Annotated in this window: 27 protein-coding genes; 16 read left to right on the top strand and 11 right to left on the bottom strand. The window is 62.7% G+C overall.

Annotation, left to right across the window (positions count from 1 at the left end; translation table 11 throughout):
- Positions 1 to 123: 123 nt before the first annotated feature.
- A complete protein-coding gene (locus AC1DZ8_RS04795) occupies positions 124 to 963 on the top strand; it encodes an LOG family protein (protein ID WP_477304981.1) in 840 nt (279 codons plus the stop codon).
- Here the strand turns inward: AC1DZ8_RS04795 and AC1DZ8_RS04790 are convergent.
- Together AC1DZ8_RS04790 and AC1DZ8_RS04785 are read right to left on the bottom strand one after the other, a co-directional pair.
- Positions 951 to 1,823 (bottom strand): DUF817 domain-containing protein, encoded by an 873-nt coding sequence (locus AC1DZ8_RS04790; RefSeq protein ID WP_477400414.1) that lies wholly within the window; start codon positions 1,821 to 1,823, stop codon positions 951 to 953. The genes AC1DZ8_RS04795 and AC1DZ8_RS04790 overlap by 13 nt on opposite strands.
- Positions 1,820 to 2,527, bottom strand: a complete 708-nt coding sequence (locus AC1DZ8_RS04785; RefSeq protein ID WP_477304979.1) for a pyrimidine 5'-nucleotidase — start codon at positions 2,525 to 2,527, stop codon at positions 1,820 to 1,822. Before AC1DZ8_RS04785 ends, AC1DZ8_RS04790 begins: the two co-directional genes overlap by 4 nt.
- A 175-nt stretch (positions 2,528 to 2,702) precedes the next feature.
- Between AC1DZ8_RS04785 and AC1DZ8_RS04780 the strand changes: the two genes are divergently transcribed.
- From AC1DZ8_RS04780 to AC1DZ8_RS04770, 3 genes are all read left to right on the top strand, one after another.
- Positions 2,703 to 3,464 carry a GGDEF domain-containing protein gene (locus tag AC1DZ8_RS04780; RefSeq protein ID WP_477304977.1) on the top strand — a complete coding sequence of 254 codons (762 nt, stop codon included), beginning with the start codon at positions 2,703 to 2,705 and terminating at the stop codon, positions 3,462 to 3,464.
- 178 nt (positions 3,465 to 3,642) lie between these two features.
- The gene (locus AC1DZ8_RS04775) at positions 3,643 to 3,813 is read left to right on the top strand and encodes a hypothetical protein (protein WP_142870174.1); all 171 of its coding nucleotides are present in this window, start codon (positions 3,643 to 3,645) and stop codon (positions 3,811 to 3,813) included.
- Positions 3,810 to 5,249 (top strand): GMC oxidoreductase, encoded by a 1,440-nt coding sequence (locus AC1DZ8_RS04770; RefSeq protein ID WP_477304975.1) that lies wholly within the window; start codon positions 3,810 to 3,812, stop codon positions 5,247 to 5,249. Before AC1DZ8_RS04775 ends, AC1DZ8_RS04770 begins: the two co-directional genes overlap by 4 nt.
- 240 nt (positions 5,250 to 5,489) lie before the next feature.
- Here AC1DZ8_RS04770 and AC1DZ8_RS04765 read toward each other — a convergent pair whose 3' ends face one another.
- Positions 5,490 to 5,657 (bottom strand): hypothetical protein, encoded by a 168-nt coding sequence (locus AC1DZ8_RS04765; protein WP_181059834.1) that lies wholly within the window; start codon positions 5,655 to 5,657, stop codon positions 5,490 to 5,492.
- Positions 5,658 to 5,751: 94 nt separating this feature from the next.
- Between AC1DZ8_RS04765 and AC1DZ8_RS04760 the strand changes: the two genes are divergently transcribed.
- Positions 5,752 to 6,249 carry a MarR family winged helix-turn-helix transcriptional regulator gene (locus AC1DZ8_RS04760; RefSeq protein ID WP_477304971.1) on the top strand — a complete coding sequence of 166 codons (498 nt, stop codon included), beginning with the start codon at positions 5,752 to 5,754 and terminating at the stop codon, positions 6,247 to 6,249.
- Positions 6,250 to 6,297: 48 nt separating this feature from the next.
- On the opposite strand, the gene AC1DZ8_RS04755 is transcribed toward AC1DZ8_RS04760, so the two are convergent.
- The gene (locus AC1DZ8_RS04755; RefSeq protein WP_477304969.1) at positions 6,298 to 6,930 is read right to left on the bottom strand and encodes a TetR/AcrR family transcriptional regulator; all 633 of its coding nucleotides are present in this window, start codon (positions 6,928 to 6,930) and stop codon (positions 6,298 to 6,300) included.
- Between the two features lie 103 nt (positions 6,931 to 7,033).
- Here AC1DZ8_RS04755 and AC1DZ8_RS04750 point away from each other — a divergent pair, with 103 nt between their 5' ends.
- Positions 7,034 to 7,438, top strand: a complete 405-nt coding sequence (locus tag AC1DZ8_RS04750; protein WP_352582868.1) for a VOC family protein — start codon at positions 7,034 to 7,036, stop codon at positions 7,436 to 7,438.
- Between the two features lie 108 nt (positions 7,439 to 7,546).
- On the opposite strand, the gene phhA is transcribed toward AC1DZ8_RS04750, so the two are convergent.
- Positions 7,547 to 8,383 (bottom strand): phenylalanine 4-monooxygenase, encoded by an 837-nt coding sequence (gene phhA, locus AC1DZ8_RS04745; RefSeq protein ID WP_477400364.1) that lies wholly within the window; start codon positions 8,381 to 8,383, stop codon positions 7,547 to 7,549.
- A 140-nt stretch (positions 8,384 to 8,523) separates the two neighbouring features.
- On the opposite strand from phhA, the gene AC1DZ8_RS04740 reads away from it, so the two are divergent.
- The 4 genes from AC1DZ8_RS04740 (at position 8,524) to AC1DZ8_RS04725 (ending at position 11,581) form a co-directional block, all read left to right on the top strand.
- Complete coding sequence (locus AC1DZ8_RS04740; protein ID WP_477232210.1) at positions 8,524 to 9,000, top strand: Lrp/AsnC family transcriptional regulator; 477 nt, start codon at positions 8,524 to 8,526, stop codon at positions 8,998 to 9,000.
- Between the two features lie 47 nt (positions 9,001 to 9,047).
- Positions 9,048 to 9,344, top strand: coding sequence for an immunity 53 family protein (locus AC1DZ8_RS04735; RefSeq protein WP_477304962.1), 297 nt, complete (start codon positions 9,048 to 9,050; stop codon positions 9,342 to 9,344).
- A 140-nt stretch (positions 9,345 to 9,484) separates the two neighbouring features.
- Positions 9,485 to 11,032 (top strand): magnesium-protoporphyrin IX monomethyl ester anaerobic oxidative cyclase, encoded by a 1,548-nt coding sequence (gene bchE, locus AC1DZ8_RS04730; RefSeq protein WP_477400362.1) that lies wholly within the window; start codon positions 9,485 to 9,487, stop codon positions 11,030 to 11,032.
- 150 nt (positions 11,033 to 11,182) lie between these two features.
- A complete protein-coding gene (locus AC1DZ8_RS04725; RefSeq protein WP_477304958.1) occupies positions 11,183 to 11,581 on the top strand; it encodes a RidA family protein in 399 nt (132 codons plus the stop codon).
- 41 nt (positions 11,582 to 11,622) lie between these two features.
- On the opposite strand, the gene argB is transcribed toward AC1DZ8_RS04725, so the two are convergent.
- Together argB and AC1DZ8_RS04715 are read right to left on the bottom strand one after the other, a co-directional pair.
- A complete protein-coding gene (gene argB / locus AC1DZ8_RS04720) occupies positions 11,623 to 12,516 on the bottom strand; it encodes an acetylglutamate kinase (RefSeq protein ID WP_112559011.1) in 894 nt (297 codons plus the stop codon).
- A gap of 109 nt (positions 12,517 to 12,625) precedes the next feature.
- Complete coding sequence (locus AC1DZ8_RS04715) at positions 12,626 to 14,122, bottom strand: amidase (protein WP_477304956.1); 1,497 nt, start codon at positions 14,120 to 14,122, stop codon at positions 12,626 to 12,628.
- A gap of 148 nt (positions 14,123 to 14,270) precedes the next feature.
- Here AC1DZ8_RS04715 and AC1DZ8_RS04710 point away from each other — a divergent pair, with 148 nt between their 5' ends.
- From AC1DZ8_RS04710 to AC1DZ8_RS04690, 5 genes are all read left to right on the top strand, one after another.
- Entirely contained in the window at positions 14,271 to 14,810 is a 540-nt protein-coding gene (locus tag AC1DZ8_RS04710) for a sigma-70 family RNA polymerase sigma factor (protein WP_477304954.1), read from the top strand.
- Complete coding sequence (locus AC1DZ8_RS04705) at positions 14,807 to 15,532, top strand: anti-sigma factor (RefSeq protein ID WP_477304952.1); 726 nt, start codon at positions 14,807 to 14,809, stop codon at positions 15,530 to 15,532. The genes AC1DZ8_RS04710 and AC1DZ8_RS04705 overlap by 4 nt, the downstream gene beginning before the upstream one ends.
- Before the next feature lie 224 nt (positions 15,533 to 15,756).
- Positions 15,757 to 16,314 (top strand): fasciclin domain-containing protein, encoded by a 558-nt coding sequence (locus AC1DZ8_RS04700; protein ID WP_477304950.1) that lies wholly within the window; start codon positions 15,757 to 15,759, stop codon positions 16,312 to 16,314.
- Between the two features lie 215 nt (positions 16,315 to 16,529).
- The gene (msrB, locus tag AC1DZ8_RS04695) at positions 16,530 to 17,030 is read left to right on the top strand and encodes a peptide-methionine (R)-S-oxide reductase MsrB (RefSeq protein WP_477304948.1); all 501 of its coding nucleotides are present in this window, start codon (positions 16,530 to 16,532) and stop codon (positions 17,028 to 17,030) included.
- Positions 17,031 to 17,183: 153 nt separating this feature from the next.
- The gene (locus AC1DZ8_RS04690; protein WP_477400358.1) at positions 17,184 to 18,740 is read left to right on the top strand and encodes an FAD-dependent monooxygenase; all 1,557 of its coding nucleotides are present in this window, start codon (positions 17,184 to 17,186) and stop codon (positions 18,738 to 18,740) included.
- A gap of 86 nt (positions 18,741 to 18,826) precedes the next feature.
- Here AC1DZ8_RS04690 and AC1DZ8_RS04685 read toward each other — a convergent pair whose 3' ends face one another.
- Together AC1DZ8_RS04685 and AC1DZ8_RS04680 are read right to left on the bottom strand one after the other, a co-directional pair.
- Positions 18,827 to 20,428 (bottom strand): DHA2 family efflux MFS transporter permease subunit, encoded by a 1,602-nt coding sequence (locus AC1DZ8_RS04685; protein ID WP_477304944.1) that lies wholly within the window; start codon positions 20,426 to 20,428, stop codon positions 18,827 to 18,829.
- Positions 20,429 to 20,450: 22 nt separating this feature from the next.
- On the bottom strand, positions 20,451 to 21,635 hold the full coding sequence (locus AC1DZ8_RS04680; protein ID WP_477304942.1) for an HlyD family secretion protein: 1,185 nt from the start codon (positions 21,633 to 21,635) through the stop codon (positions 20,451 to 20,453).
- A 146-nt stretch (positions 21,636 to 21,781) separates the two neighbouring features.
- Here AC1DZ8_RS04680 and AC1DZ8_RS04675 point away from each other — a divergent pair, with 146 nt between their 5' ends.
- Complete coding sequence (locus tag AC1DZ8_RS04675) at positions 21,782 to 22,519, top strand: TetR/AcrR family transcriptional regulator (RefSeq protein ID WP_477304940.1); 738 nt, start codon at positions 21,782 to 21,784, stop codon at positions 22,517 to 22,519.
- A gap of 9 nt (positions 22,520 to 22,528) precedes the next feature.
- On the opposite strand, the gene yihA is transcribed toward AC1DZ8_RS04675, so the two are convergent.
- Both yihA and AC1DZ8_RS04665 read right to left on the bottom strand, forming a co-directional pair.
- The gene (gene yihA, locus AC1DZ8_RS04670; protein WP_477400355.1) at positions 22,529 to 23,188 is read right to left on the bottom strand and encodes a ribosome biogenesis GTP-binding protein YihA/YsxC; all 660 of its coding nucleotides are present in this window, start codon (positions 23,186 to 23,188) and stop codon (positions 22,529 to 22,531) included.
- Positions 23,185 to 23,823 carry a CatB-related O-acetyltransferase gene (locus AC1DZ8_RS04665; RefSeq protein ID WP_477304936.1) on the bottom strand — a complete coding sequence of 213 codons (639 nt, stop codon included), beginning with the start codon at positions 23,821 to 23,823 and terminating at the stop codon, positions 23,185 to 23,187. The genes yihA and AC1DZ8_RS04665 overlap by 4 nt, the downstream gene beginning before the upstream one ends.
- Positions 23,824 to 23,918 lie beyond the last annotated feature (95 nt).

The following is a 23,918-nucleotide window of genomic DNA, read 5'->3' as shown; positions in this document are numbered from 1 at the left end:
GTTAAGGCCATCGCCTTAACCTTGTTTTGAAAATCGCGCGGACCCTATGTTAAGGCGTATTGGGGGTCAATCGCGCGTGCGCCATGGGACGGCGCAAGTGAACTGTTGGGACGGGTAAAGCATATGACTCCTATGGAAAAGGCGGGATGGACGCCGCTGCCGCATTCGGACGAGGATCTGGAGCGCTCGAAAAGCGTGCCGGACACCCCGCAGACGCGCGCCGACACCTATCGTCTCGCCTGGAACGATCCCGACTTCATGACGCGTCGCGAATTGCGCGCGGTGCGGCTGCAGCTGGAACTGTTGAAGCCCGAAATGATCCTGGCCGAACGCGGCATCCGCTCGACGGTGATCCTGTTCGGCGGCGCGCGCATTCCCGAGCCCGGCGGCGAGGCCTGGGCGGCCAAGAACGAGACGCAGAAGAAGAACCTCGAGGAAAACAGCAAATATTACGAGGAGGCGCGCAAATTTGCCCGCCTCTGCTCGCAGCAGTCGGCCACGTCCTATTATCGCGAATTCGTCGTCGTCACCGGCGGCGGGCCTGGCGTCATGGAGGCGGGCAATCGCGGCGCCGACGATGTCGGCGCGCCGTCGATCGGCCTCAACATCGTCCTGCCGCACGAGCAGGCACCCAACGCCTACGTGACGCCGGAGCTGTGCTTCAACTTTCACTATTTCGCCATCCGCAAGATGCACTTCGTCATGCGTGCCAAGGCGGTTGCGGTGTTTCCGGGCGGCTTCGGCACCATGGATGAGTTCTTCGAGACGCTGACGCTGATCCAGACCGGCCGCATGGAGCGCGTGCCGGTGATCCTGTTCGGCAAATCGTTCTGGAAAAGAGCAATCGACCTCGATTTCCTGGCCGAACAAGGCACCATCACGCCCGGCGACCAGGACATTATCGACTTCGTCGAAACCGCGGATGAGGCGTGGGGGATTATCAGCCGGTTCTATAAGCTCTGAGAACCGCCCTCGCCGGCCAGTGGTTGCGGCCGATGGATGAGCGTGACCAGAACGAAGGATATGATCATCAGCAAGTACCAGGCGCCGAGCTTGTTAATCGACACCGGGGTCCAGCCCGCGCTTTGATTGGGGTAGATCCAGGCGCGCGACCATGTGCCGATGTTTTCGGCGAACCAGATGAATGCCGAGACCAGGAGAAAGCCGACCAGCAAAGGCATTTTGTGGCGAAAGCGGAAGACCCGGTAGTGAACGACGGTTCTGAAATAGAGTGCCGCCGTCGCCGCGAACAGGCCGTAGCGCAGGTCGATCATGAAATGATGCGTGAAGAAGTTCGCATAGATCGCCAGACATAACAGCACGGTGGCCCCGAACGGTGGGTAGGAGCCGTAGCGAAAGTCGAAGATGCGCGCGATACGGGCGAGATAGGAGCCGACCGCCGCGTACATGAACCCCGAAAACAGCGGCACGCCGACGATACGGATCAAATTGTCCTCGGGATAAATCCACGAGCCGGCCGAGGTTTTGAAGATCTCCATGGCGGTGCCGACAATGTGGAAGACAAGAATGACCTTGGCCTCCTCCAGCGTCTCCAGCCGCAAGACCAGCATGGCGATTTGAACAGACAAAGCGGCGAGGAACAAAAAGTCGTAGCGCGCCAACATGGCATGCTCGGGCCACGAGAATTTCGTGGCGATGATCAAGGCCAGCATGGCGCCGCCGAACAGGCAGGCCCAAGCCTGCTTCAGGCCGAACACGAGGAATTCGACCAGCGCGCCGGAGAGCCCGTGCGCCGGCAGCCGGTCGAGCACGCCATGAGCGGCGGTATCGATCCGCTCCTCGACGGAGGTGAGACGCTTCAGGCGTCGACCTCAACGATTGCGGTGAGAAAACCGGCAAGGTCGTCGGTGACGAAATCGACGTCGTCCTCATTGGCCGGGTCGCGTTCCCAGATCTCGGCAAAGGTCGGTTCGAAATTGCGCGGCACCACCAGCACCGTGGTCATGCCCAGCGATTTCGGCACCGCCAGATTGCGGGCGAGATCTTCGAACATCACTGCATTGTGGCCGGTGACGGCATGCAGTTCGGCAAACTTCTCATAGGTCTGGCGCGACGGCTTCGGCGTCAGCCCGGCGGCGACGATGTCGAATATGTCGTCGAAATGGTCGAGGATGCCGAGCTGGCGCGCGGTCCGCTCGGCATGCCTGCGGTCGCCATTGGTGAAGATGAATTTGCGGCCTGGAAGCTGGCGGATGGCGGTGCCGAGCACCGGATCGGGCACCAGCCACGAATAGTCGATATCGTGCACCTTTTCGAGGAAGTCGTCGGGGTCGATGCCGTGGCGCGTCATCAGCCCGTTCAGCGTCGTGCCATATTCGAGATAGAGTTCCTTCTGCAGCTTGCGGGCCTCGTCACGCGGCAGCGTCAGCAATTCTCCGACATAGGCCGTCATCTTGACGTCGATCTGCGAAAACAGATTCGAATGATGCGGATAGAGCGTGTTGTCGAGGTCGAACACCCAGTCGGTGACATGGGCGAAGCGGGCGGGATCGGGCGACGTGGTCATGGCGTCCTTATGGCACGAAATATCTGCCGTTCGAACCCCTTTCTGATGGCAGGCTTATCCACAACCTATACGCATCTAGAGTTGTAAAAATGGGCTCACCATTCAAATTTTAGCCATCGCCGAAAGGTGGCCTTCAGGGCTTGCTGGCACAGAGACGGTTCAGTGGGAGCCAGCGATGAGTCGCATAGTTTTAAAGTCCGCCGCCGTCGCGTTCGGCTCGGTAGCCGTCTCGCTTTTGCTGACGCTTATTATCGTTCCCGCCATGGGTTTTCCGGTCAGTCGCACCATCTGGCTGACGTCAACGGTGTGCCCGCTGGCGCTCGCCTGGATCGCTTGCGCCAGCACCTTCTGGCAGAGCGACAGGCTGAAAGGCGCGCATCGCGACCTCGCCCGCGCGCATGCCCAGCTCGCCGCCGCGCACCGGCGTCTGTCGGAGAAGGCGAGCCGCGACGACATGACCGGCATGCTCAACCGCGAGAGCTTCTTTGCCGCACTCGACGGCTCGCGGCGCAAATCCGATCGCGGCGCGCTGCTGATCATCGACGCCGACCATTTCAAGGCGATCAACGACAGTTTTGGCCACCTGACCGGCGATGACGCGCTGCTGTTGATCGCCAGCGCCATCGAGCGTGGCGTGCGCAGCGGCGACGTGCTTGGCCGCATCGGCGGCGAGGAGTTCGGCGCCTTCCTGGTCGGCGCCACGGGCGCGGAGGCCAGGCGCGTCGCCGAGCGCATCCGCCGCGAAGTCGAGCTGATCCGCTTCCGCCCGGTCGACGAGCGCACGGTGCCGCTGACCGTCAGCATTGGCGGCATCACTTGCGGCGAGGACGCCAATGTTTCGGAACTTATGCGCGCTGCCGACCTGCGGCTCTACGAGGCCAAGCACCGTGGCCGCAATCTGTCGATCCTGGACCGGGACATTTCAGAGGCCGCCTGAGGCTCCTGCCCATGCTCGCTAAGGATTTGCTAACATTGTTTTTACGCAACCGCGCCGTTTACCCGGTTGTAAGCCGTTTACCCGCTAGGACTGGCACGGAAATGGCCTGTCTGGCCGGCACGTGTGCCGTTCAGGGAACGCCATGCGTGGATCGAAGGCCCCCATCGAGAGACGTGTCATGAGTTTCTTCATCAAGAAAATATCGCGCCGCACCATCGTGCAGGCGCTGATTGCGATGCCGGCGTTACAGCTGTTTCGCAAGCTGCCTGACAGCGACCGCCCCCATGCCGATCCCGACGAGATCGTCGAGGTCAATGGCTGGATCCTGAAGCGGAGCGACCTGGCATGATCTTCGACAGTTACGAGGCGTATCGCGCCTCGGATTTCAAACCCAAGGTCTGCATCCTCGGCTCAGGGCCTGCCGGCACCACCATCGCCAGGAAGCTTGGCGCCGCCGGCATTCCGGTCGTGGTGCTGGAGGCCGGCTCGCGCGAATTCAGCGACGAGTCGCAGGATTTCTACCGCGGCACCACGGTCGGCGATCCCTATTTCGACCTCGACATCACCCGGCTGCGCTTTATGGGCGGCTCGTCGAACCACTGGGCCGGCTGGTGCCGGGTGCTCGACAGCCAAGATTTCGAGCCCAAGGCGTGGGCGCCGGACACCGGCTGGCCGATCAGCCGCGCCGACATCGAGCCTTTTCTGCCCGAGGTGCATGACATACTCGAGCTTCCCGACTTCCGGCCCGATGTGCCGATTTCGGACGACATACGCTGGGTGCAGTTGATCAAGAGCCCGGCCGTGCGCTTTGGCGAGAAATTCGCCGATGAGCTCGACAAGAGCAAGAGCATCGCCGTTGTGCTCAACACCTATGCCACCGAACTTGCAGGCGACGGCAAGCGGGTGACCGGCGCCAGGCTGTGGTCGAACGGCCAGGATGCCGGCGCCTTCAGCGCCGATTATTTCATCGTCTGCACCGGCGGACTGGAGAATTCACGGCTGCTTCTGTGGTCGAACCAGCGCTCGAACGGTGGGGTGGTGCCGAACGCGACGGCGCTTGGCCGCTACTGGATGGAACATCCGACCTTCGAGGGCGGCAATGCCATCCTGGCTGACTACAGCGAGTTCGAGGTCGACGCCGTCAACGAGGCCTTCTTCTCGCCGACGCTTGCCGCGATGGAGCGGCTGCAGATCATGAATTTCGGCATCCGCCTGATCGAAACCCCCTATGCCGGCGTCAAGAGCCTGATTGCCGACCTCGCCTGCACAGCGCCCGACGCCGCCGAGTGGGTGGCCTATCAGCTCAGCCAGAATCTGCGCTGTGCGGCCCAGCTCTACGTCGCCTGGGAACAGGCGCCGCTAGCTTCGAACCAGATCGAACTGTCGAAGACCGATGTCGACCATGCCGGCGTGCCGCGCATCAAGCTGCACTGGAAGAAGTCGCCGCTGGAGCGCCGCACCATTCTGGAGGGGCTCAAACTGTTCGGTACGACGCTGATCGAGAAGGACCTCGGCCGCGTCCGCATCATGGACTGGCTTGCCAACGGCCAGGACTACCCGACCGATGAGGAACTGGCCGGACATCATCACATGGGCGGCACGCGCATGGGCACCGATGTGACCAAAAGCGTGGTCGACGCCAACTGCAAGGTTCACGGCATGGACAATCTCTATGTCGGCGGCTCCTCGGTGTTTTGCACCTCGGGCGAATGCAACCCGACGACGACGATCACCGCCCTTGCCTGCCGGCTCGGCGATCATCTGAGCAAGGTCATCACAGTGTGACGCAGTCCCGGGGTGACGCAGTCATCCCAGGTGTGACGCAGTCACCCAGGTGTGACGCAGTCATCACCGTCTGACCGCCAAAAGCGGACAGCGCCGGCAGGATTGCTGCCGGCGCCGCCCTGGCGCGCCTTTGGGTGGATTCAGATCTGGACTAGAGCGTGATTCCGAAACCGGTTTTCGGAAGGGTCACGCTCAGTGGAAGGTAGAGCTTCATCCCGATTCATCGGGATGGAACAGCCTCTAAAGGCCGTAGACGGCGATGCGCACCAGCACGGCTGCGGCGGCCAGCGCTACCAGCAATATGCCGAGGCCAATGGGCGAGCCCCAGCCATACCATTTCATCGCCATCTCGGCGTATTTGTACTCTTCCTCGTGGGAGAGCGGCGCACGTTGCTGGATCAGGCTCATTTTTCACTCCTTGTCGGCGGCAGGCCCTTGCTATGTCCGAGGCGGAACCGCATATTGATGCAATGGTCTAAATGTTAGACAGATTGATAATTAGATGATCGAAACAAATTCGTCAAGCCAGAATCGCGAGGACATGACGACGGCCATCGGCCTGGCCATCATGCAATGGCAGGACGCCACACAGGCCTATGACGAAGCGGTGGGGGCAAGGCTTGGGCTGAACATGGCCGAACGCCATTGCATCGGGCTGCTCTACGGCGGCCCGCAATCGGCCGGCGCTATCGCGATCGCAACCGGCCTGACGCCGGCTGCCGTGACGGCGCTGATCGACCGGCTGGAAGCGCGCGGTTACCTGACGCGTACGCGCAGTCTCGAGGACAGGCGCAAGGTGGTGATTGAGGCGACCGAGGCGACGCGGGACCTGTCGGCCCGTTACTACGGCGCCATCGCGCGCGAAGGCGAGAAAGTCGTCGCTACCTTCAGCGACGCGGAACTGGCCACCATATCGCGCTTCGTCCACGCCGCACTCGACCTGCAGCGTGACCAGCTGGCGCGGCTGAAAGCCGAGGGAACGGACGCGCTCGGGCGATAGGATGCCGATGTGTTCGCGGTGTTACCGCATATATCGGCAGGGACGAGACTATTTCGGCTGGACTCCATAGGCGGCAAGAAACGCCTCCACCGAGGCATCCGCGTGTCGTTCAAGTTCGGCTTTGGAACGCCGGTTGCTTCCCGTGAACATGGCTTCGTTCATGGGAATCCAAAGAAGCATTCCAAAAAAATGGCTGGCTGCCAGATGGGGATCACTGGTTAGTATCAGTCCGCGAGTGGTGAGCTTTTGAAAGCAGGACGCCATTGAGCCAAGCATGCGCTCGAAGCCCTTTTCGTACCAACTGCGGCCAAGCTGCGGCATTCGGTCCGCGTTGGCGATAATTAGGCGCCGCAGCTTCAACAACTCTTCATCCATGAGAACCGCTATCAAACGTCGAGCAAGCTGCTGCAGCCCACCCTCCATGAATTTCGCCTCGGAAAGCAGCGTCGTCACGGACTCGATGATGTCGTTGGCTTGTGTAGCGGTCGACAGAACGACTTCGCCGAACAGCGTCTCCTTGTCGGTGAAATGCTTGTAGACGGTCTGCTTGGAAGCTCCCGCCCTGGTGGCGATTTCTTCCATGCTGGTCCCGTCATAACCCTTAGCGATGAACGCCGCCGTGGCCGCCTGGATGATTTCACGATCCTTGCGTTCCGATCTCGTCTCACCGTCGATTTTCATCGCGCTCCCTTGACCGGTACTAGACGGTACCGTTCCCACGTGATAGCCATGAAAACGGTACTGGACTGACTAGTACCTGTCAACGAAGGCAAGGCTTAGACCGATGACCAAGATGATCTTCCTCAATCTACCGGTGCGCGATCTGCAGGCAGCGACCAAGTTCTATCTCGCGATCGGCGGCACGCTCAATCCGCAGTTCTCGAACGACCAGGCCAGCTCGATCATGTTCTCAGACTCCATTGGGGTCATGCTGCTGACGCACGGACATTACAGCCAGTTCACGGCACGGCAGATCGGCGACGCCAAGCGTGACAGCCAGATGCTGATAGCGCTCACCACAGACAGCAAGGACGAGGTCAATGCGATAGTCGAGAAGGGCGTGGCGGCCGGCGGCCGCGCCGATCCCAACCCTGCGCAGGATCTCGGTTTCATGTTCAACCGCCACATCGAAGACCCCGACGGCAACGTCTGGGAGTTCCTGTGGATGAACCCGTCCGCCATGCAATAGGCCAGCGGGATCGAGCGCCCGAAGCGCGTCGCGTTGAAACGGATTCACGCGACGCGCTTCAGGTCTTTGTTTCTCCGCGCTACGCCTTAAACACTGGTTCCGGATTTGCTAGACCGTCGCCGGATCCAGCGCTGGCTGACCCTTGCGGCGAGCAACGATCGCCTTGAAATCGGCGGTCCGGAACGCATCGCGCAACACGTCGAAGGACGGCAGCACGAAATAGGCCCGCTGGAACTTGTCGATCTCGTAGCCGGTGCGCATGACCGTTTCGAGGTCGAACGGCACATGGTGCGCATCCTTGCTGTCGACGGCGAACTGCAATTCGGTGAAGGACGACATCAGCCCGGCGCCGAAAGCTTTTAGCGGCTGGCCCTTCTCCTGCATCAGCCCGTATTCGGCGGTGTACCAGTAGAGGCGGGTGATCATCTCGTCGCCGCCCAGCGCAATCACGCTCTCGGCCTTCTCGCCATACATCTGCATGAAATCGGCAAACACCGGCTGCGTCAGGATCGGCACATGGCCGAAGAAGTCGTGGAACATGTCCGGCTCGACGATGTAGTCGAGCTCTTCCTTTGTGCGCAGCCAGTTGGTCACCGGAAAGCGCCGGTTGGCGAGATGGTCGAAGAAGGGTGCCGCCGGAATGAGGCCGGGTACGGCGACGATTTCCCAGCCGGTCAGCTTGCGCAACTTGTCTGAGACCGCGCCGAAATCCGGGATCCTGTCGAGCAGGCCAAGCGTGGCGACGCCATCGAGATAGGAATGGTGCGCCAGTTTTTGGGTCAGCTTGGTCTGGCGGTCGCACAGCGTGCGCCACACCGCCTGCTCCTCGGCGCTGTAATCATAGCCCTGCGCCACGGTGAAATCGCTGCGGCAGACCGAATAATCGCCACGCAACCCTTGCGCCGCGCAATCACGGGCATACTCGGCAACGCTCATCGTCGTCATGGTTCTTCTCCCCTGATCATGTGACTTCGAATCTGTTCGCCAAATCTACCGGCAGCCGGCGAGGCAATTCAGCTTTGATGATGGCTTCGAGACAGGATTTGAGGTAAAAGTCACCACACAAATGCTGAAGGAGAGTGAAAATGCCTCAGTTTGACGATTTCGAGATCAAGATGCTCGACATCCTGCAACGCGACGGGAGAAAGCCCGTCTCCGAGCTGGCGCAGGAGATCGGCCTGTCGACGACGCCATGCGCGCGCCGGTTCGAGGCGCTGCAGGAGGCCGGTATCATCAAGGGGTTTGCCGCCGTGCTCAGCCGCCGCGCCGTCGGCCTGATGGTCGAAGTGTTCATCGAGGTGCGGCTGGTCAGCCACAGCGACGGTTCGCCCGAGACCTTCATCGCCGCCGTGCAGCGCATGGACGAGGTGTCGTCGTGTTGGACGATGACCGGCGACCACGATTTCCTGCTGCATGTGATGGTGCCGTCGGTCGATGAGCTCAACGCTTTCGTCATGCACCGGCTGATGCGGCTTGCCGGTGTGCGCGACGTCCACACCCAGCTGGTGTTGCAGAACATCAAGGGCCCCGGCCATGTGCCGCTCGCCCATCTAAGGCGGTGATATCGCCTCACCTTCCCATGCTGTGGCCGGTCCGATAGCTTGGCTGGATGGATGTTCTAGATTGGCTAGCGCGCTGGTATGAGGCCCAATGCAATGGGGATTGGGAGCATGCGTTTGGTGTTTCGATCGACACCATCGATAACCCGGGCTGGTCATTGAAGATCGACCTTGCAGGGACGGACTGCGACGGGCGGACCCTCGATCCGATCTCGTACAACTACGAACATGAAACCGACTGGTGGCAATGCTGGACGGAGGGGAACGCGTTTCATGGCCATGGCGGCCCACTCCACCTTCGTTCGCTTCTTGAAAACTTCCGAGAGTGGGCTATGCGAATTCGCTAGCACTATCCAGCTGTAGGGGACGTGCAGAACGCCCCACAATCAGCACCTGAGGAAAAGCTGCACGCAACCTGCTGAAACAGGCCAAGCGGACGTCCACATCGACAACCAGCATGCGCGGACCAACTCCCGGGAGGTCCGTCATGAACATCGTGCTGATCAATCCGCCGCACACCGCCATCGGCAGCCGCGTGCCCGACGACCATCTGCCGCCGCTCGGTCTCCTGGCAATCGGCGGGCCGCTGCTCGACGCCGGCCATGACGTGCGCCTGGTCGATGCCGAGTTCGGGCCGATGCCGTTGGACACACTCGTGGGCGATGCCTTGAGCAGCCAGCCTGACTGCATCCTGATCGGCCATTCAGGCTCGACCTCGGCGCATACCACCGCACTCACCATAGCCCGCATGGTCAAGGAGCTCGAGCCGGCCACCATTATGATCTATGGCGGCGTGTTCCCGACCTATCACTGGCGCGACATACTGGCGGCGACGGATGTTTTCGACTTCATCGTGCGCGGCGAGGGCGAGGCGACCATCGCAGCCCTCGTCGGGGCGCTGGACAACCGCCGGCCGCTGGCCAACGTCGCCGGCATCGCCTATCGCGACGATCTCGGCCGTCCCTCCGCGACGCGGCCGGCCGGCACCATCGCCAACCTCGATGAGTATCGCGTCGGCTGGGAGCTGATCAACCATAGCCGTTACAGCTATTGGGGCGGCAAGCGCGCCGTGGTCATGCAGTTCTCGCGCGGCTGTCCGCATCTGTGCAACTACTGCGGCCAGCGCGGCTTCTGGACCCGCTGGCGACACCGCGATCCGGTGAAGTTTGCAAAAGAGATCGCCTGGCTGCATCGCCAGCACGGCGTCGAACTGATCAATTTGGCCGACGAGAACCCGACAGTGTCGAAGAAAGCCTGGCGCGCTTTTCTCGACGCGCTGATCGCCGAGAACGTACCGGTGCTGATCGTCGGCTCGACCCGCGCCGACGACATCGTGCGCGACGCCGACGTTCTGCATCTCTACCGCAAGGCCGGCGTCATCCGCTGGCTGCTCGGCATGGAAAACACCGACGAGCAGACACTTCAATTGATCCGCAAGGGTGGCAGCACCTCGTCCGACCGCGAGGCGATCAGGCTGCTGCGCCAGCACGGCATATTGTCGATGGCGACCTGGGTGGTGGGTTTCGAGGACGAGACCTTTCGCGATTTGTGGCGCGGCTTCCGCCAGCTGCTTGCCTATGATCCCGACCAGATCCAGGCGCTCTATGTCACCCCGCACCGCTGGACGCCGTTCTTCCGCATTGCCCGCGACCGCAAGGTGATCCAGACCGACGCCCGGCTGTGGGACTACAAGCACCAGGTGCTGCAGATGACCCGGCTGAAACCGTGGATGCTGTTCTTTTCGGTCAAGCTGATCGAGGTTGCGGTGCAGTCGCGGCCGAAGGCGCTGGCGCGCATTCTCTTCCATCCCGATCCCGAACAGCGCCATTCGATGCGCTGGTACACGAAAATGGGCCGCCGCGTCTGGTTCCGCGAAGTCTGGGGTTTCCTGGCGTGGGACTGCCGCCTGAAGGATGGCCCGACGCTCGCCGAATTCTGGGGCGCGCCGCAGGACGCAGAGGAAGAATCGATGGTCGTCGTGCGTCCGCCGCGCAAGCAGGCCGAAGCTGTCGCCGCGATCTCGCCGGGCGCCTGACCTGCTTGCTGTCATTTCATGGTTATACGCGACGTATGTGTATTGACATACGCGGCGTATGTACCCATCTCGAACATACGGGGCGTATGTGACCGCCCCGGAGCGCAGGCCGAGATCGTCGGGAGCCTGCCTTGTCCAGATGGAGTGAAAATGACCAAACGTGACGCGATCTTCCCTGCCGACCGGCAGGCTCTCTACGAGATCAACCGCTATTCAGCAGCGATCCGCTCAGGCGACTTCCTGTTCGTCTCGGGCCAGGTCGGCAGCCGCGAGGACGGGTCACCCGAGCCGGTCTTCGAAAAGCAGGTCCAGCTCGCCTTCGACAATCTCGCCGCCGTGCTGAAGGCCGCCGGCTGTACATTCGATGATATTGTCGACGTGACCACCTTCCACACCGATCCCGCCGCGCAGTGGGGAGCGATCGATGCCGTTCGCCTGAAGGTGCTCGGTGAACCACCCTACACCAACTGGACTGCGGTCGGCGTCAATTGGTTAGCCGGCTTTGACTTCGAAATAAAGGTCATCGCGCGCTTGCCCCAATCCGCCTGATAGACTGGCAGCTTGATCGGCGGGCTGCGGCCAGCAGCCGTTCAGGGCACGATCAGCGTGCCGGCGCCGTGTTCGGTAAACAGTTCCAGCAGCACCGAATGCGGCGTCTTGCCGTTGAGGATAACGACGCCTTCGACGCCGCGCTCGATCGCCTCGATGCAGGTCTCGACCTTGGGGATCATGCCGCCCGACACCGTGCCGTCCTTAATCAGTGCCTTGGCTTCCGCCACCGTCAGCTCGTCGATCAGCTTCTTGTTCTTGTCGAGCACGCCGGGCACGTCGGTCAGGAACAAGAGGCGCGTCGCCTGGCAGGCGCCGGCGATGGCGCCGGCAAACGTGTCGGCATTGATGTTGTAGGTGTGGCCGTCGCGGCCGGGCGCCACCGGCGCCAGCACCGGGATCATTTCGGAGCGCGCCAGAAGATCGAGCAGCGTGCGGTCGACCTCGACCGGCTCGCCGACGAAACCGAGATCGAGCACCCGCTCGATGTTGGAGTCCGGGTCGATCATGGTCTTGCGCGCCTTTTCGGCGAACACCATGTTGCCGTCCTTGCCGCACAGGCCGATCGCCCATTCGCCCTCGGCATTGATCAGCGCCACGATCTCCTTGTTGATCGAGCCGGCCAGCACCATTTCGACGATCTCGACCGTTTTCTGGTCGGTAACGCGCAGGCCGCCTTCGAACTTCGATTCGATACCCATCTTGGCCAGCATGGCGCCGATCTGCGGCCCACCGCCATGGACGACGATCGGGTTGACGCCGGATTGCTTCAACAGCGCGATGTCGCGCGCAAAAGCCTTGCCGAGCTCGATATCGCCCATGGCATGGCCGCCATACTTCACCACGACCGTCTTGTGCTCGTAGCGCTGCATATAGGGCAGGGCCCGCGAAAGCAGTGCGGCCTGCATTTCGGCGGTGGCGGTGATCTCCGTCATCGGCTTGGTTCCTTGGATGTGGGTAAGGACGGCGGCGTCTTAGCGGGAATTGGCGCAGGCCGCAAACGGCTTTGCTGTCACAATGACGAAATCGCAAAGACGGCGCGATCTAGCCCGGCACCTTCAGCGGCGCCCGCCGCGTCAGCCAGCCCGAAATCTTTTCCATCTGCGCGGCGAGCGACAAAAGCGTCTCCTCGTCGCCGGGGCGGCCGACGGCCTGGATGCCAAGCGGCAGGCCGGCATCGGTGACAAGGACAGGCAGCGCGATCGACGGCTGGCCGCTGACATTCTGGATCGCCGGCCAGTGAGTGAACCACAGGCTCTTGTCCATCAATTGACCAAGCAGCGGCTTGAGCTTCAGCAGCCGGGTGAGGTGCAGTTTGTCGAGCAGGTTTTCGATCAGCTCGTCGGCGCCCTTCGGGTCCATGGCGCCGCAGGCCAGCGGCGGATGGGCAATGATCGGCATCAGCACGGCGTCATATTGCGCGGTCTCGGTGATCAGCCGGCGCGAAACGGCGTTGAGCCGCTGCAGGCCGGCATAAATCTCGCCAGCCGACACGACCTCGCCGAAGCGGGCGATGACGCGCGTGGCGCGCTCGATATCGCCCAGGACCGGGCGGCCGACGCGCAGCGCCTCGCCGCGCATCGTGCCGGCCACCGCCGAGGCGACGGTTTTGGCGAAATCGGCCATGAACTCACGATCGATATAGGGCAGGTCGATCTCCTCTACCGTGTGGCCGCCTTCGCGCGCCAGCGCTATCGCGATGTCGAGCGCAGCGAGCGTCTCGGCCGATATCGGCAGGCCGAGCGGCGATTTCCGGTAGACGGCGAGCTTGAGCTTGCCTGGATCGCGCGCCGCAGCGGCGGCAAAGGTTCCTTTCGGCGCCGGCGCGGCATATGGCGCCAGCGGGTCGGGCCCATGCGTCAGGTCGAGCAGCAGCGCGCAGTCGCGCACCGAGCGGGTGACGGCGTGGTCGACCACCATGCCGTACCAGGCTTCGCTGATCAGCGGTGTCTGCGGCACGCGGCCGCGCGAGGGTTTCAGGCCGACCAGTCCGGTGCAGGCCGAGGGCACCCGGATCGAGCCGCCGCCATCCGAGGCATGCGCCGCAGGCACCACGCCGGCCGCCACCAGTGCTGCCGAACCGCCCGACGAGCCGCCGCTGGTATGGCTCGTGTTCCACGGATTGCGGGTGATGCCGAAGGCGACCGATTCGGTCATCAGACGCAGCCCTTGTTCGGGCGAAGTGCTGGTGGCTATCGGGATGAGTCCGGCAGCGAGATAGCGCTCGGTCATCACCGAGTTGAAGTCGGCGGCGAAAGCCGGAATGCGGCTGCCGGTGTGCGTCGGCACGCCCTTGATGGCGATGCCGAGATCCTTCAGCGCAAACGGCACGCCGGCCAAAGGCAGCTTGCGATCTATCGCTTTCGCCCGCGCCCGCGCCGCATCGTAGAGCGGTTCGGCGATGGCGTTGATATCCGGGCGGGTGGCCTCGGCGCGCGCAATCGCCGCATCGACAAGATCCTGCGGCGAGATCTCGCCCTTGTGCACCAGCTCTGCCAGGCCGGTTGCATCGTTGTCCCACAGCATCCGTTCGACCGACATTGCTGTTCCCCTTTCCGCAGGAGGCTAACGACAGGTGATTTCCTTGGCAACCGACCGACGATTACTGGCGGTTCGGCGGGGACTTCGTTTGCGTGGACAACAACATTTCTGCCTTTGCAAATAAATCGCAATCGCCTAGCTTGTGGGCATGACGCCGCAGGACATCTCCACCCTGATTGTCCGGACCTCGATGAAGGATCGGGCTGCGTTCGATCTGCTCTACCGGCAGACCAGCGCGAAACTTTTCGGCGTGTGCCTTCGTGTATTGAGGGACCGGGGAGATGCGGAAGAAGCGCTGCAAGAGGTCTTCGTCAAAGTGTGGACGAAGGCGGATCGTTTCGCGGTTTCTGATCTCAGCCCAATCTCCTGGCTAGTAGCCATAGCGCGCAATCATGCGATTGATCGCATCCGATCGCGGCGCAAGCCTGCTGCCGATATCGACGCCGCGCTTGACGTGGCTGACCCGGGTCCGGGGCCTGAGGCTATGGTTGTTGCGGGCGGTGAATCCGAGCGCATCTACCAGTGCCTCGAAGAGTTGGAACAAGACCGGGCGCAGGCCGTCCGAGGTGCTTATTTGAACGGCGAAAGTTACGCCGACCTGGCGGAACGTCACAAGGTTCCGCTCAACACGATGCGGACATGGCTGCGGCGCAGCCTGTTGAAACTTAGAGAATGTCTGGAAAGATGACCCTGGCAGAAGAAAATGGACCGGAACGTGGAGGCGACGACCTGCTCGCAGCCGAATACGTTCTCGGCGTTCTGCCAGCGGACGAACGCCAGATAGCCTCCGGACGTATCGACGCGGAGACCGGCTTTGCCCGTCTCGTCGATTCCTGGGAGGTTCACCTTTCGCCGATGGCTGCCGCCTATGCGGAAGTCGAGCCGCCGGCCACCATCAAGCCGGCCATCGATCGCCGGCTGTTCTCCTCCACCGCAGCGTCGACCACTGCGGCTCCGAGCGGCAGCCTGTGGGCGAGCCTCGCCTTCTGGCGCGGCCTCACCGCAGCGGCGCTCGCCGCGCTGGTGCTCTACATCGCCGTGCCTTACGTCCGGACGCCGACCGTCGTGCCGCAGGAGCGCCTGGTCGCTTCGCTGGCTGCCGATGGCAGCGACGTCAAATACCTCGTCGTCTACGACGCCGGACGCCGCGATGTCGGCCTATCGCTGGTTTCGGGCGAACGCGCCGCCGGCAAGGACTTCGAACTGTGGATGATCGAGGGCAAGAATGCGCCGGTCTCGATGGGCGTCATTCCTGCCGGCCAGACCGCCCATATCCCGGTTGCCCCGGCCGTGCAGCAGAAGCTGGCGCAAGGCGCCGTGCTCGCGGTCAGCGTCGAGCCGACGGGCGGTTCGCCGACCGGACAGCCGACCGGACCGGTTGTTGCCGCGGGCGATCTGAAGGGCATCTGATAGACCTCAAGGCCATGACCTGACTACGAAGAACAGCGGAAGTATATCTTCCGCTGTTTTCGTCTTGGCTTTCGGTAGTGAAAATTGAAATTAGATCATCGAAAATTTAATTCGCCGACAAAATAAAGAATAATTTTTCCCGTTTCGCGGAAACTCAAGCAGTTATATCCCGTATCTCCTCATGTTCCCGAAAGAGGAACAATAACCCGAGGAGTCCGAACACTATGCGTAAACTCGCCACCCTTTTGCTCGCCGGCACCATTGCCGTCTCCGCCCTCGCCACCGCTGCCTATGCCGAAAATCCGATGGTTGGCGGCGCCGCCATGTTCGCCAACAAGAACATCGTCGAGAACGCCGTCAATTCGAAGGACCACACGACGCTGGTCGCTGCCGTCAAGGCTGCCGGCCTCGTCGAGACGCTGCAGGGCGCCGGCCCGTTCACCGTCTTTGCGCCGACCAATGAGGCCTTCGCGGCACTTCCGGCCGGCACGGTCGAGATGCTGCTCAAGCCCGAGAACAAGGATAAGCTGACCAAGATCCTGACCTGCCATGTCATCGGCGCCAAGGCGATGGGCGCGGATGTCGCCGCCATGGCCAAGGCCGACGGCGGCACCCACAAGGTCAAGACGGTCGGCGGCTGCGAGCTGTCGCTCAAGGCCGATGGCGGCAAGGTCACGGTCACCGACGAGAACGGCAATGTCGCCAATGTGACGATCGCCGATGTCGAGCAGTCCAACGGCGTCATCCACGTCATCGACAAGGTTCTGCTGCCGAAGATGTAACAAAGCGCCTGCCGCCGACGAACAGTTGGTCAAGGCTCCCTGCAGATTGCGCTGCTCGCGCCCCCGTGGGCCGCGCAAACGACCGAGCGCTCCATCCCGTCCGCAGCAAGCGCGGAGCCGGTGTGGAGCGTTCGTTTGCAGGGCCACCGTCACCGGCTTTTGATTTTCCAGTGGCGGCCAGATTTGGCAAAACAACCTGCAGGAGGATTTCTGTCATGAACCGTCGCGATTTACTTCTCAGCGGCGTCGCCTTTGCGGCCGTTGCCGGCGCGGTGGCAACGCTGCGCATGGGCGGGCCTCAACCCGCCAAGGCTGCCGAAACCTTCGAGGTCACCAAGACCGACGCTGAGTGGCACACCATCCTGTCTGACGAAGCCTTCAACGTGCTGCGCAAGGAAGGCACTGAGTATCCCGGCACCAGCCCGCTGCTCAACGAGCACCGCAAGGGGATTTTCGCCTGCGCCGGCTGCGACCTGCCGGTCTACCCCTCGGAAACGAAGTTCGATTCCGGCACCGGCTGGCCGAGCTTCTGGCAGGAAATCCCAAATGGCATCGGCAAGACCGAGGACCGTTCGCTCGGCATGACCCGCACCGAAGTCCACTGCCGCCGCTGCGGCGGCCATCTCGGCCATGTTTTCGACGACGGCCCGGCGCCGACCGGCCTGCGCCACTGCATCAACGGCGTCGCGCTGACCTTCAAGGCGTCCGCGGCCTGAGCGTCAGCGTCTCCTGGCGATGTCGGGAGTTTGGGGGGCGGCGTGACAACCGCCTCTTACCTATGAAATGGGGCCAAAACTCTTAAAATCAAGAATTGGCAGACGGCTTTTTATGCGTAGATTCCGCAGCCCTTAACGAGAGGGCCAGACTCTATGCAACCAACTGAAGAACGCACTCGCCAAGGCGAGCGCACATCGACCGGTCGTGCTGAGGCAGATCGGTCACAAATCTCCCATCCTGTGGTGATCGTCGGAGGCGGGCCGACCGGGCTGATGTTGGCCGGCGAGCTTTCCTTGGCCGGCATCGATGCCGCCATCGTCGAGCGGCGCGCTGGACAAGAGCTCGATGGGCTGCGCTCCGGCGGCCTGCACGCACGAACAATCGAAGTCTTCGACCAGCGCGGCATTGCCGACCGGTTTCTGGTGCAAGGGCGGACTGCCCAGGTCGCGGGCTTTGCCGGCGTTTCCCTCGATATCAGCGACTTTCCCACCCGCCACAATTACGGGCTCGCTTTGTGGCAGAAGCACATAGAGCGCATCCTGACCGACTGGGTCGAGGAGCTTGGCGTCACGATCTACCGTCGCTGCGAGGTGACGGCTTTCGGGCAGGACGACAGCGGCGTCGATGTCGCGCTCAGCGATGGCCGCTCGCTTCGTGCCGATTACCTCGTCGGCTGCGACGGCGGCAGAAGTCTCGTGCGCAAGGCATCGGGCATCGAATTCCCGGGTTCGGATCCGACGACCAGCAACCTGATTGGCGAGGTCGAGGTCACAGAGGAGCCGAACTGGGGCATCCACCGCGATGCGACAGGCATTCATGGTCTCAGCAAACTGGACGACGGGACCGTGCGGGTGATGGTGACCGAACGCGAGGTCGGGGCTGTCGCGCCGCCGACGTTGCGCGATCTGAGCGACGCGCTCATTTCCGTCTTCGGCACCGATTATGGCGTCCACAATCCGGCATCGCTGTCCCGCTTCACCGATATGACCCGGCAGGCAGCGTCATACCGCAAGGGACGGGTGCTGCTGGCGGGCGACGCCGCCCACGTGCATCCGCCGGACGGCGGACAGGGCATGCAGCTTGGCGTGCAGGACGCGGTCAATCTGGGCTGGAAGCTCGCGCAGGTGATCAGGAAAACAGCGCCGGAAAGCCTGCTCGATACCTACCAGGCAGAGCGTCATCCGGTTGCCGCGCGCGTGTTGAAAAACACCATGGCGGCGGTCGTGCTGCGCCGTGAAGACGAGCGCATAAAGGCGCTGCGAGACATGGTGTCCGGGCTCCTTGCCATGGAGGAACCGCGCAAGTGCTTTGCCGGCATGATGTCCGGTCTGGACATCCACTACGAGCTCGGCGAGGGGCACGAACTGCTGGGGCGTCGCATGCCGGATCTCGACCTCGTCACCGCCGATGGCCCGCAACGGGTCTTTGCGCTGCTGCACCAGGCGCGGCCGTTGTTGCTCAACTTTGGAAAACCCGGCGCTTTCGACATCGGCCCATGGGCGGACCGGGTTCGCTCGGTCGACGCCAGATATGATGGTGGATGGGAGCTTCCGGTGCTGGGCGCCATCGAAGCTCCCGATGCCGTGTTGGTTCGTCCCGATGGCTATGTGGCCTGGGTCGGTGGCCCGACATCGGCGGGCTTGACCGATGCGCTGACCAGATGGTTCGGACCGCGCCTGCGGCCGCACAACGGTCGTGAATCTCGGTAGCGGTTGATGCTTAAGCGTGACCCCGGAAATCGGGGGTTGATTTCCGGGGTCACACATGAGGGCGCCAGGCGGGGGAACCGGCGCGCTCAATGGCCTCCGCCGCCACCGCCCGCGGGCGGCGCCGGCTTGGAAATGACCATGGTGAAAACAGCCATGATCGCGAACAGGGCGGTCAGCATGGTGAACACGTCCATGAACGACAGCAGCGACGCCTGCTGGTGGGCCATGCCAGACAGTTTGGAGATCGCCGCCTTGGTGGCGTCGAGCCCGGGTGTCTGCTGGAAGTCGAGCGTCATGTTCTGCAGCTTCTGCTGGGCTGCGGCACTGCCCCATTCCACATGCTCGGCCAGCCTTGCGTAGTGGAAGGCGCTGCGATCGATCAGCACGGTGTTGATGACGGCAAGACCGACGGCGCCGCCGAGGTTGCGGGTCAGGTTGAACAGGCCCGACGCGTTCTTCAGCCGGTCCGGCGGCAGGGTGCCGAGCGCGATGTTGTTGATCGGCACCATGCACAGCATCATCGAACAGCCGCGCAGGATCTGCGGGATGAGCAGCTCATAGAAATCCCAGTCGGCCGTCAGATGCGTCATCCACCAGGTGCCGGCGGCAAAGCCGAGCAGCCCGATCATCATCATGACGCGCAAATCCATCTTGCTCGACAGGATGCCGGAAATCGGCGCGGTGACGAACATCGCCAGGCCGCTGACGAACAGCGCCTCGCCGATCATCAGCGAGTCGTAGCCGCGGATGCGCCCGAGGAACACTGGATAGAGATAGGTCAGGCCATAGAGGCCGATGCCGATGACGAAGGAGAACATCGAGCCGAAGGCGAAATTGATGTTGGTGAAGGCCGTGAGATCGACGATCGGCTCCTCGGCGGTAAAGGCGCGCCAGAAGAACAGCACTGCGCCGACAACCATGATAATGGCGCAGATGAACACCGCCTGTTCCTGCAGCCAGTCATGGTTCGGACCTTCCTCGAGCACATACTCCATACAGCCGAGGAAAGCCGCCATGCCGGCAAGGCCCCACCAGTCGAACTTGCTGAACAGGCCGAGATTGGGCTTGTCGAAGTCGATCAGCGTCCAGGTCGTGGCCGTCACCAGAATGCCGGGGATAACATTGATCAGGAACAGCCAGTGCCACGACAGGGCATGGCTGATATAGCCGCCCACGGTCGGGCCGATGGTCGGCGCCAGCGTCGCCACCAGGCCGATCATCGGCGACACCATGGCGCGGCGCGACGGCGGGAAGATGGTGAAGGCAGCGGCGAAGACGCTCGGGATCATGCCGCCGCCGATAAAGCCCTGGATGGCGCGGTAGACGATCATCTGGTCGATGTTGGTGGCGGTTGCGGCCAGCGCGCTCGCCGCCGTGAAACCGGCCGCCGCACCCGCAAACAGCACCCGCGTCGACAGCATCCGGCTAAGGAAGCCCGACAGCGGGATCATCACCACTTCGGCGATCAGATAGGCGGTCTGCACCCACGGGATTTCATCGGAACTGGCAGAGAGGCCCGCCTGGATCTCGGCCAGCGAGGCCGAGACGATCTGGATGTCGAGGATCGCCATGAACATGCCGAACACCATCGCCAGGAAGGCGATGAGGCGGCGCGTCGAGATCGTGGTCGGCACCGCCGGCATGGCAGGCGCCGGCGCCGCCCCTGCTGTTATGGTTGCGGTTGCCATGGCGTTATCCCCTTGCGCCCGCTCAGTTCGTCGCGGCCGGAGCCGTGCGGCTGTCGACGGCGACGACGACGGAGAGGCCCGCGCGCAGCCTGCCGGCCTTCAGCACATCTGCAGGCACTTCGATGCGAACCGGAACGCGCTGCACCACCTTGGTGAAGTTGCCGGTGGCGTTTTCCGGCGGCAGCAGCGAGAACACCGCACCCGAAGCCGGCGCCAGCGACGACACCGTGCCTTCGAAATCATGGCCGTCCGTGGCGTCGACCGAGACCCGGACCTTCTCGCCGGGCACCAGCTTGGCCAGCTGCGTCTCCTTGAAATTGGCAACGATGTAGAGCTTGTCCATCGGCACCACGACGGCGAGCTTCTGGCCGGGACTGACGAGGTCGCCCTGCTCGACCGAGCGGTTGCCGACGACGCCGTCATACGGCGCCTTGAGCACGGTGAAGGACAGATCGCGCGCGGCCTTGTCGCGGCTCAGCTGCAGCGAGGCCAGCGTGCTGGCGGATTCGGCGCGCTGCGCCTCGAACACGCCGATATTGGCCTGTGCGGCGGCGATCTGCGCATCGGCGCCGACAAGCGCTGCATTGGCCTGGTCGAGAGCGGTCTGGGCGTCGTCGAGCTGTGCCTGCGTGCCGACACGCGTCTTGACCAGTTGCGCGGCACGCTGCTGGGCACGCACCGCGTTATCGGCGGCTGCCTGGTCGGCGACCTTCTGCGCCTGCGCCTGTTGCAGCGAGGCCTGCGCCGCCTTGGTCTGCGCATCGATGCGGTCGAGCGTCTTGGACAGCGTGGCGATCTGCGCCTCGGCCTGGGCGACGGCAATCTTGTAGTCGCCGGCGTCGATGGTCACCAGCGGGTCGCCGGCCTTGACCTGCTGGTTCTCCGAGACATTGATCTGCTCGACATAGCCGGAAATCTTCGGCGAAACGAATGACATGTCGGCCTGGACATAGGCGTCGTCGGTCGAGATCAGGAACCGGCCGTCGGTCCAGTAGTTATAGCCATACCAGGCGCCGGCGCTGAGCAGTGCGAGCCCGATGATCGGCAGCATCAGCGAGCGCGCCGACCGCTTCTTCTTGGCCGGCGCTTCGGCCAGAACTTCGGCGGCAGGCTTGGGAGGCGCTTCCGGAGCTTCGATGACCGGCGACACCTTGGCGTTTGGAAAAGGCCGGACTTCCGCAGTCGTGGTTGGCGTGTTCGAGGACATGATATCTCGCTACTATCGCTATATGAGGAAATCGTGTTATACTGAACCGTTCGGTTCGATGCGGACGTTGACATAGCGTTAAAGTGGGCCCATATCAAGGGCAATCGAACCGAGCGGTTCGAATTATTTTGCGAGGTGTGACTTTTATGGCCGACACGTTAGCCGACGCCGAAAACGATTCGTGCGATGTGCTGGACAGCGCGCGTCGCGGCCGCCCGGCAGCGGGCCAGGATCCGATCAAGCGCAGCCAGATCATCGAGGGCGCGCGTCGCGTGTTCATCGACAAGGGCTTCGAAGCGGCGTCGATGAACGACATCACCCGCGAGGCCGGCGTCTCCAAGGGCACGATCTATGTCTACTTTGCCAACAAGGAAGAGCTGTTCGAGGCGCTGATCGAGGAAGAGCGCGGCACCATCTTCAAGAACATGTACGACATGCTCGACCGCGCCGACGACCTGCGCCAGACGCTGGTGAAGTTCGGCAAGGTGCTGTCGCTCAAGATCACCTCGGCCAAGGTCATCCAGGCGCAGCGCACGGTCATCGGCGCCTGCGACAGGATACCCGACATGGGCGCGCGGTTTTACGAGCGCGGCCCCAAACGCGGTCACGACAAGGTGGCGCAGTTCCTCTATGCCGCTGTCGATCGCGGCCTGCTCAAGATCGACGATGTCGATCTTGCCGCCTATCAGTTCACCGAACTGTGCCTGGCCGGTCTGTTTCGCCAGTGCATCTTCGCCTACCGCACTAAGGCGCCGAGCCAGGATGAAATCGAACACATCGTGCGGTCGGGCGTCGGCATGTTCCTGAAGTTCTACGGCACCGAAAAGCTTGCCGAGGAAGAAAGCCACCAGCTGATCGCCCTGGAGGCAAAGGCCAAGGCTTAGCTGGCTCGCTCAGCCGCCATTGGCGGCCAGCACGATCGCCGCCCGCAGCTCCTCGAGACCCTCGCCCTTTTCCGACGACGTGGCGAGAACGAACGGAAACGCCGCCGGCCGCTTCTTGATCTTCGCAAGCGTCTCTTCGATCAGCCGCGGCACGCCCGCCGCCTTGATCTTGTCGGTCTTGGTCAGCACGATCTGGTAGGACACCGCCGCCTTGTCGAGCAGCGACAGCACCTCATCGTCCTTGGCCTTGATGCCGTGGCGGGCATCGATCAGCACGTACACCCGCTTCAGCGTCACGCGGCCCTTGAGATAGTCGAAGACCAGCTTGGTCCAGTCGTCGACTTTTTCCTTCGGCGCGCTGGCATAGCCGTAGCCCGGCATGTCGACCAGCGCCATCGGCGGCAGGTCGGTGCCTTCGCCGGAAAACCCGCCCGGCACGAAATAATTGAGCTCCTGCGTGCGCCCCGGCGTGTTTGAGGTGCGCGCCAGCCCGTTATGGCCGACCAGCGCATTGATCAGCGATGACTTGCCGACATTGGAGCGGCCGGCGAAAGCAATTTCCGGCGGCCCTTCCGGCGGCAGGAATTTCATCGCCGGCACGCCGCGGATGAAGATCCACCCTTTGGTGAAAAGCTCGACGCCGATAACCGTATTGCCCAACGCGTTCAAACCGCTGCCTCCAGCCTGGAAATATCGGCGCCCCTGATGGCGTTGAGGTTGCGGCCGATCTTGTCCACCGGCCAGTTCCACCACGCCACCGAAAGCAGTCGCCGCACGGTCCTGTCATCGAAGCGCATCTTCACCACCTTTGCCGCATTGCCGGCGACGATCGCATAGGCCGGCACGTCATGTGTCACCACCGATTTCGCCGCCACGATGGCGCCATGGCCGATCGACACGCCGGGCATGATCACCGCATCCATGCCGATCCATACATCATTGCCGACCATCGTGTCGCCGCGCACTTCCTGCGACCACGTATTCGGATCGAAGCCCTGTTCCCAGCCATGGCCGAAAATGTTGAACGGATAGGTCGAGAAGCCGGACATCGCATGGTTGGCGCCGTTCATGATGAAGCGCGCGCCCTCGGCGATGGCGCAGAACTTGCCGATGATGAGCTTGTCGCCGATGAACGGGTAATGATGCAGCACGCACCGCTCGGCGAATTTGTCCGGTCCGTCCGGATCGTCATAATAGGTGAAGTCGCCGATCTCGATGTTGGGTGCGGTGACCAGCGGCTTCAGGAAGCCGACCCGGTTGTGCATCGGGATCGGGTGCTTGATGTCTGGGTTGGGTCCGTCCATGGCGAGGTCCGTCGAAGAGTGGTAGCCGGGCGCGGGCGCAATGCGCAGGCGCCGTTCAAAATAGCGTGATCCGCCCTATAGCACCAATCGCCCGA

The organism is Mesorhizobium sp. P2_F7, assembly GCF_056403695.1.
This window is presented reverse-complemented; position numbering and strand designations above follow the sequence as displayed.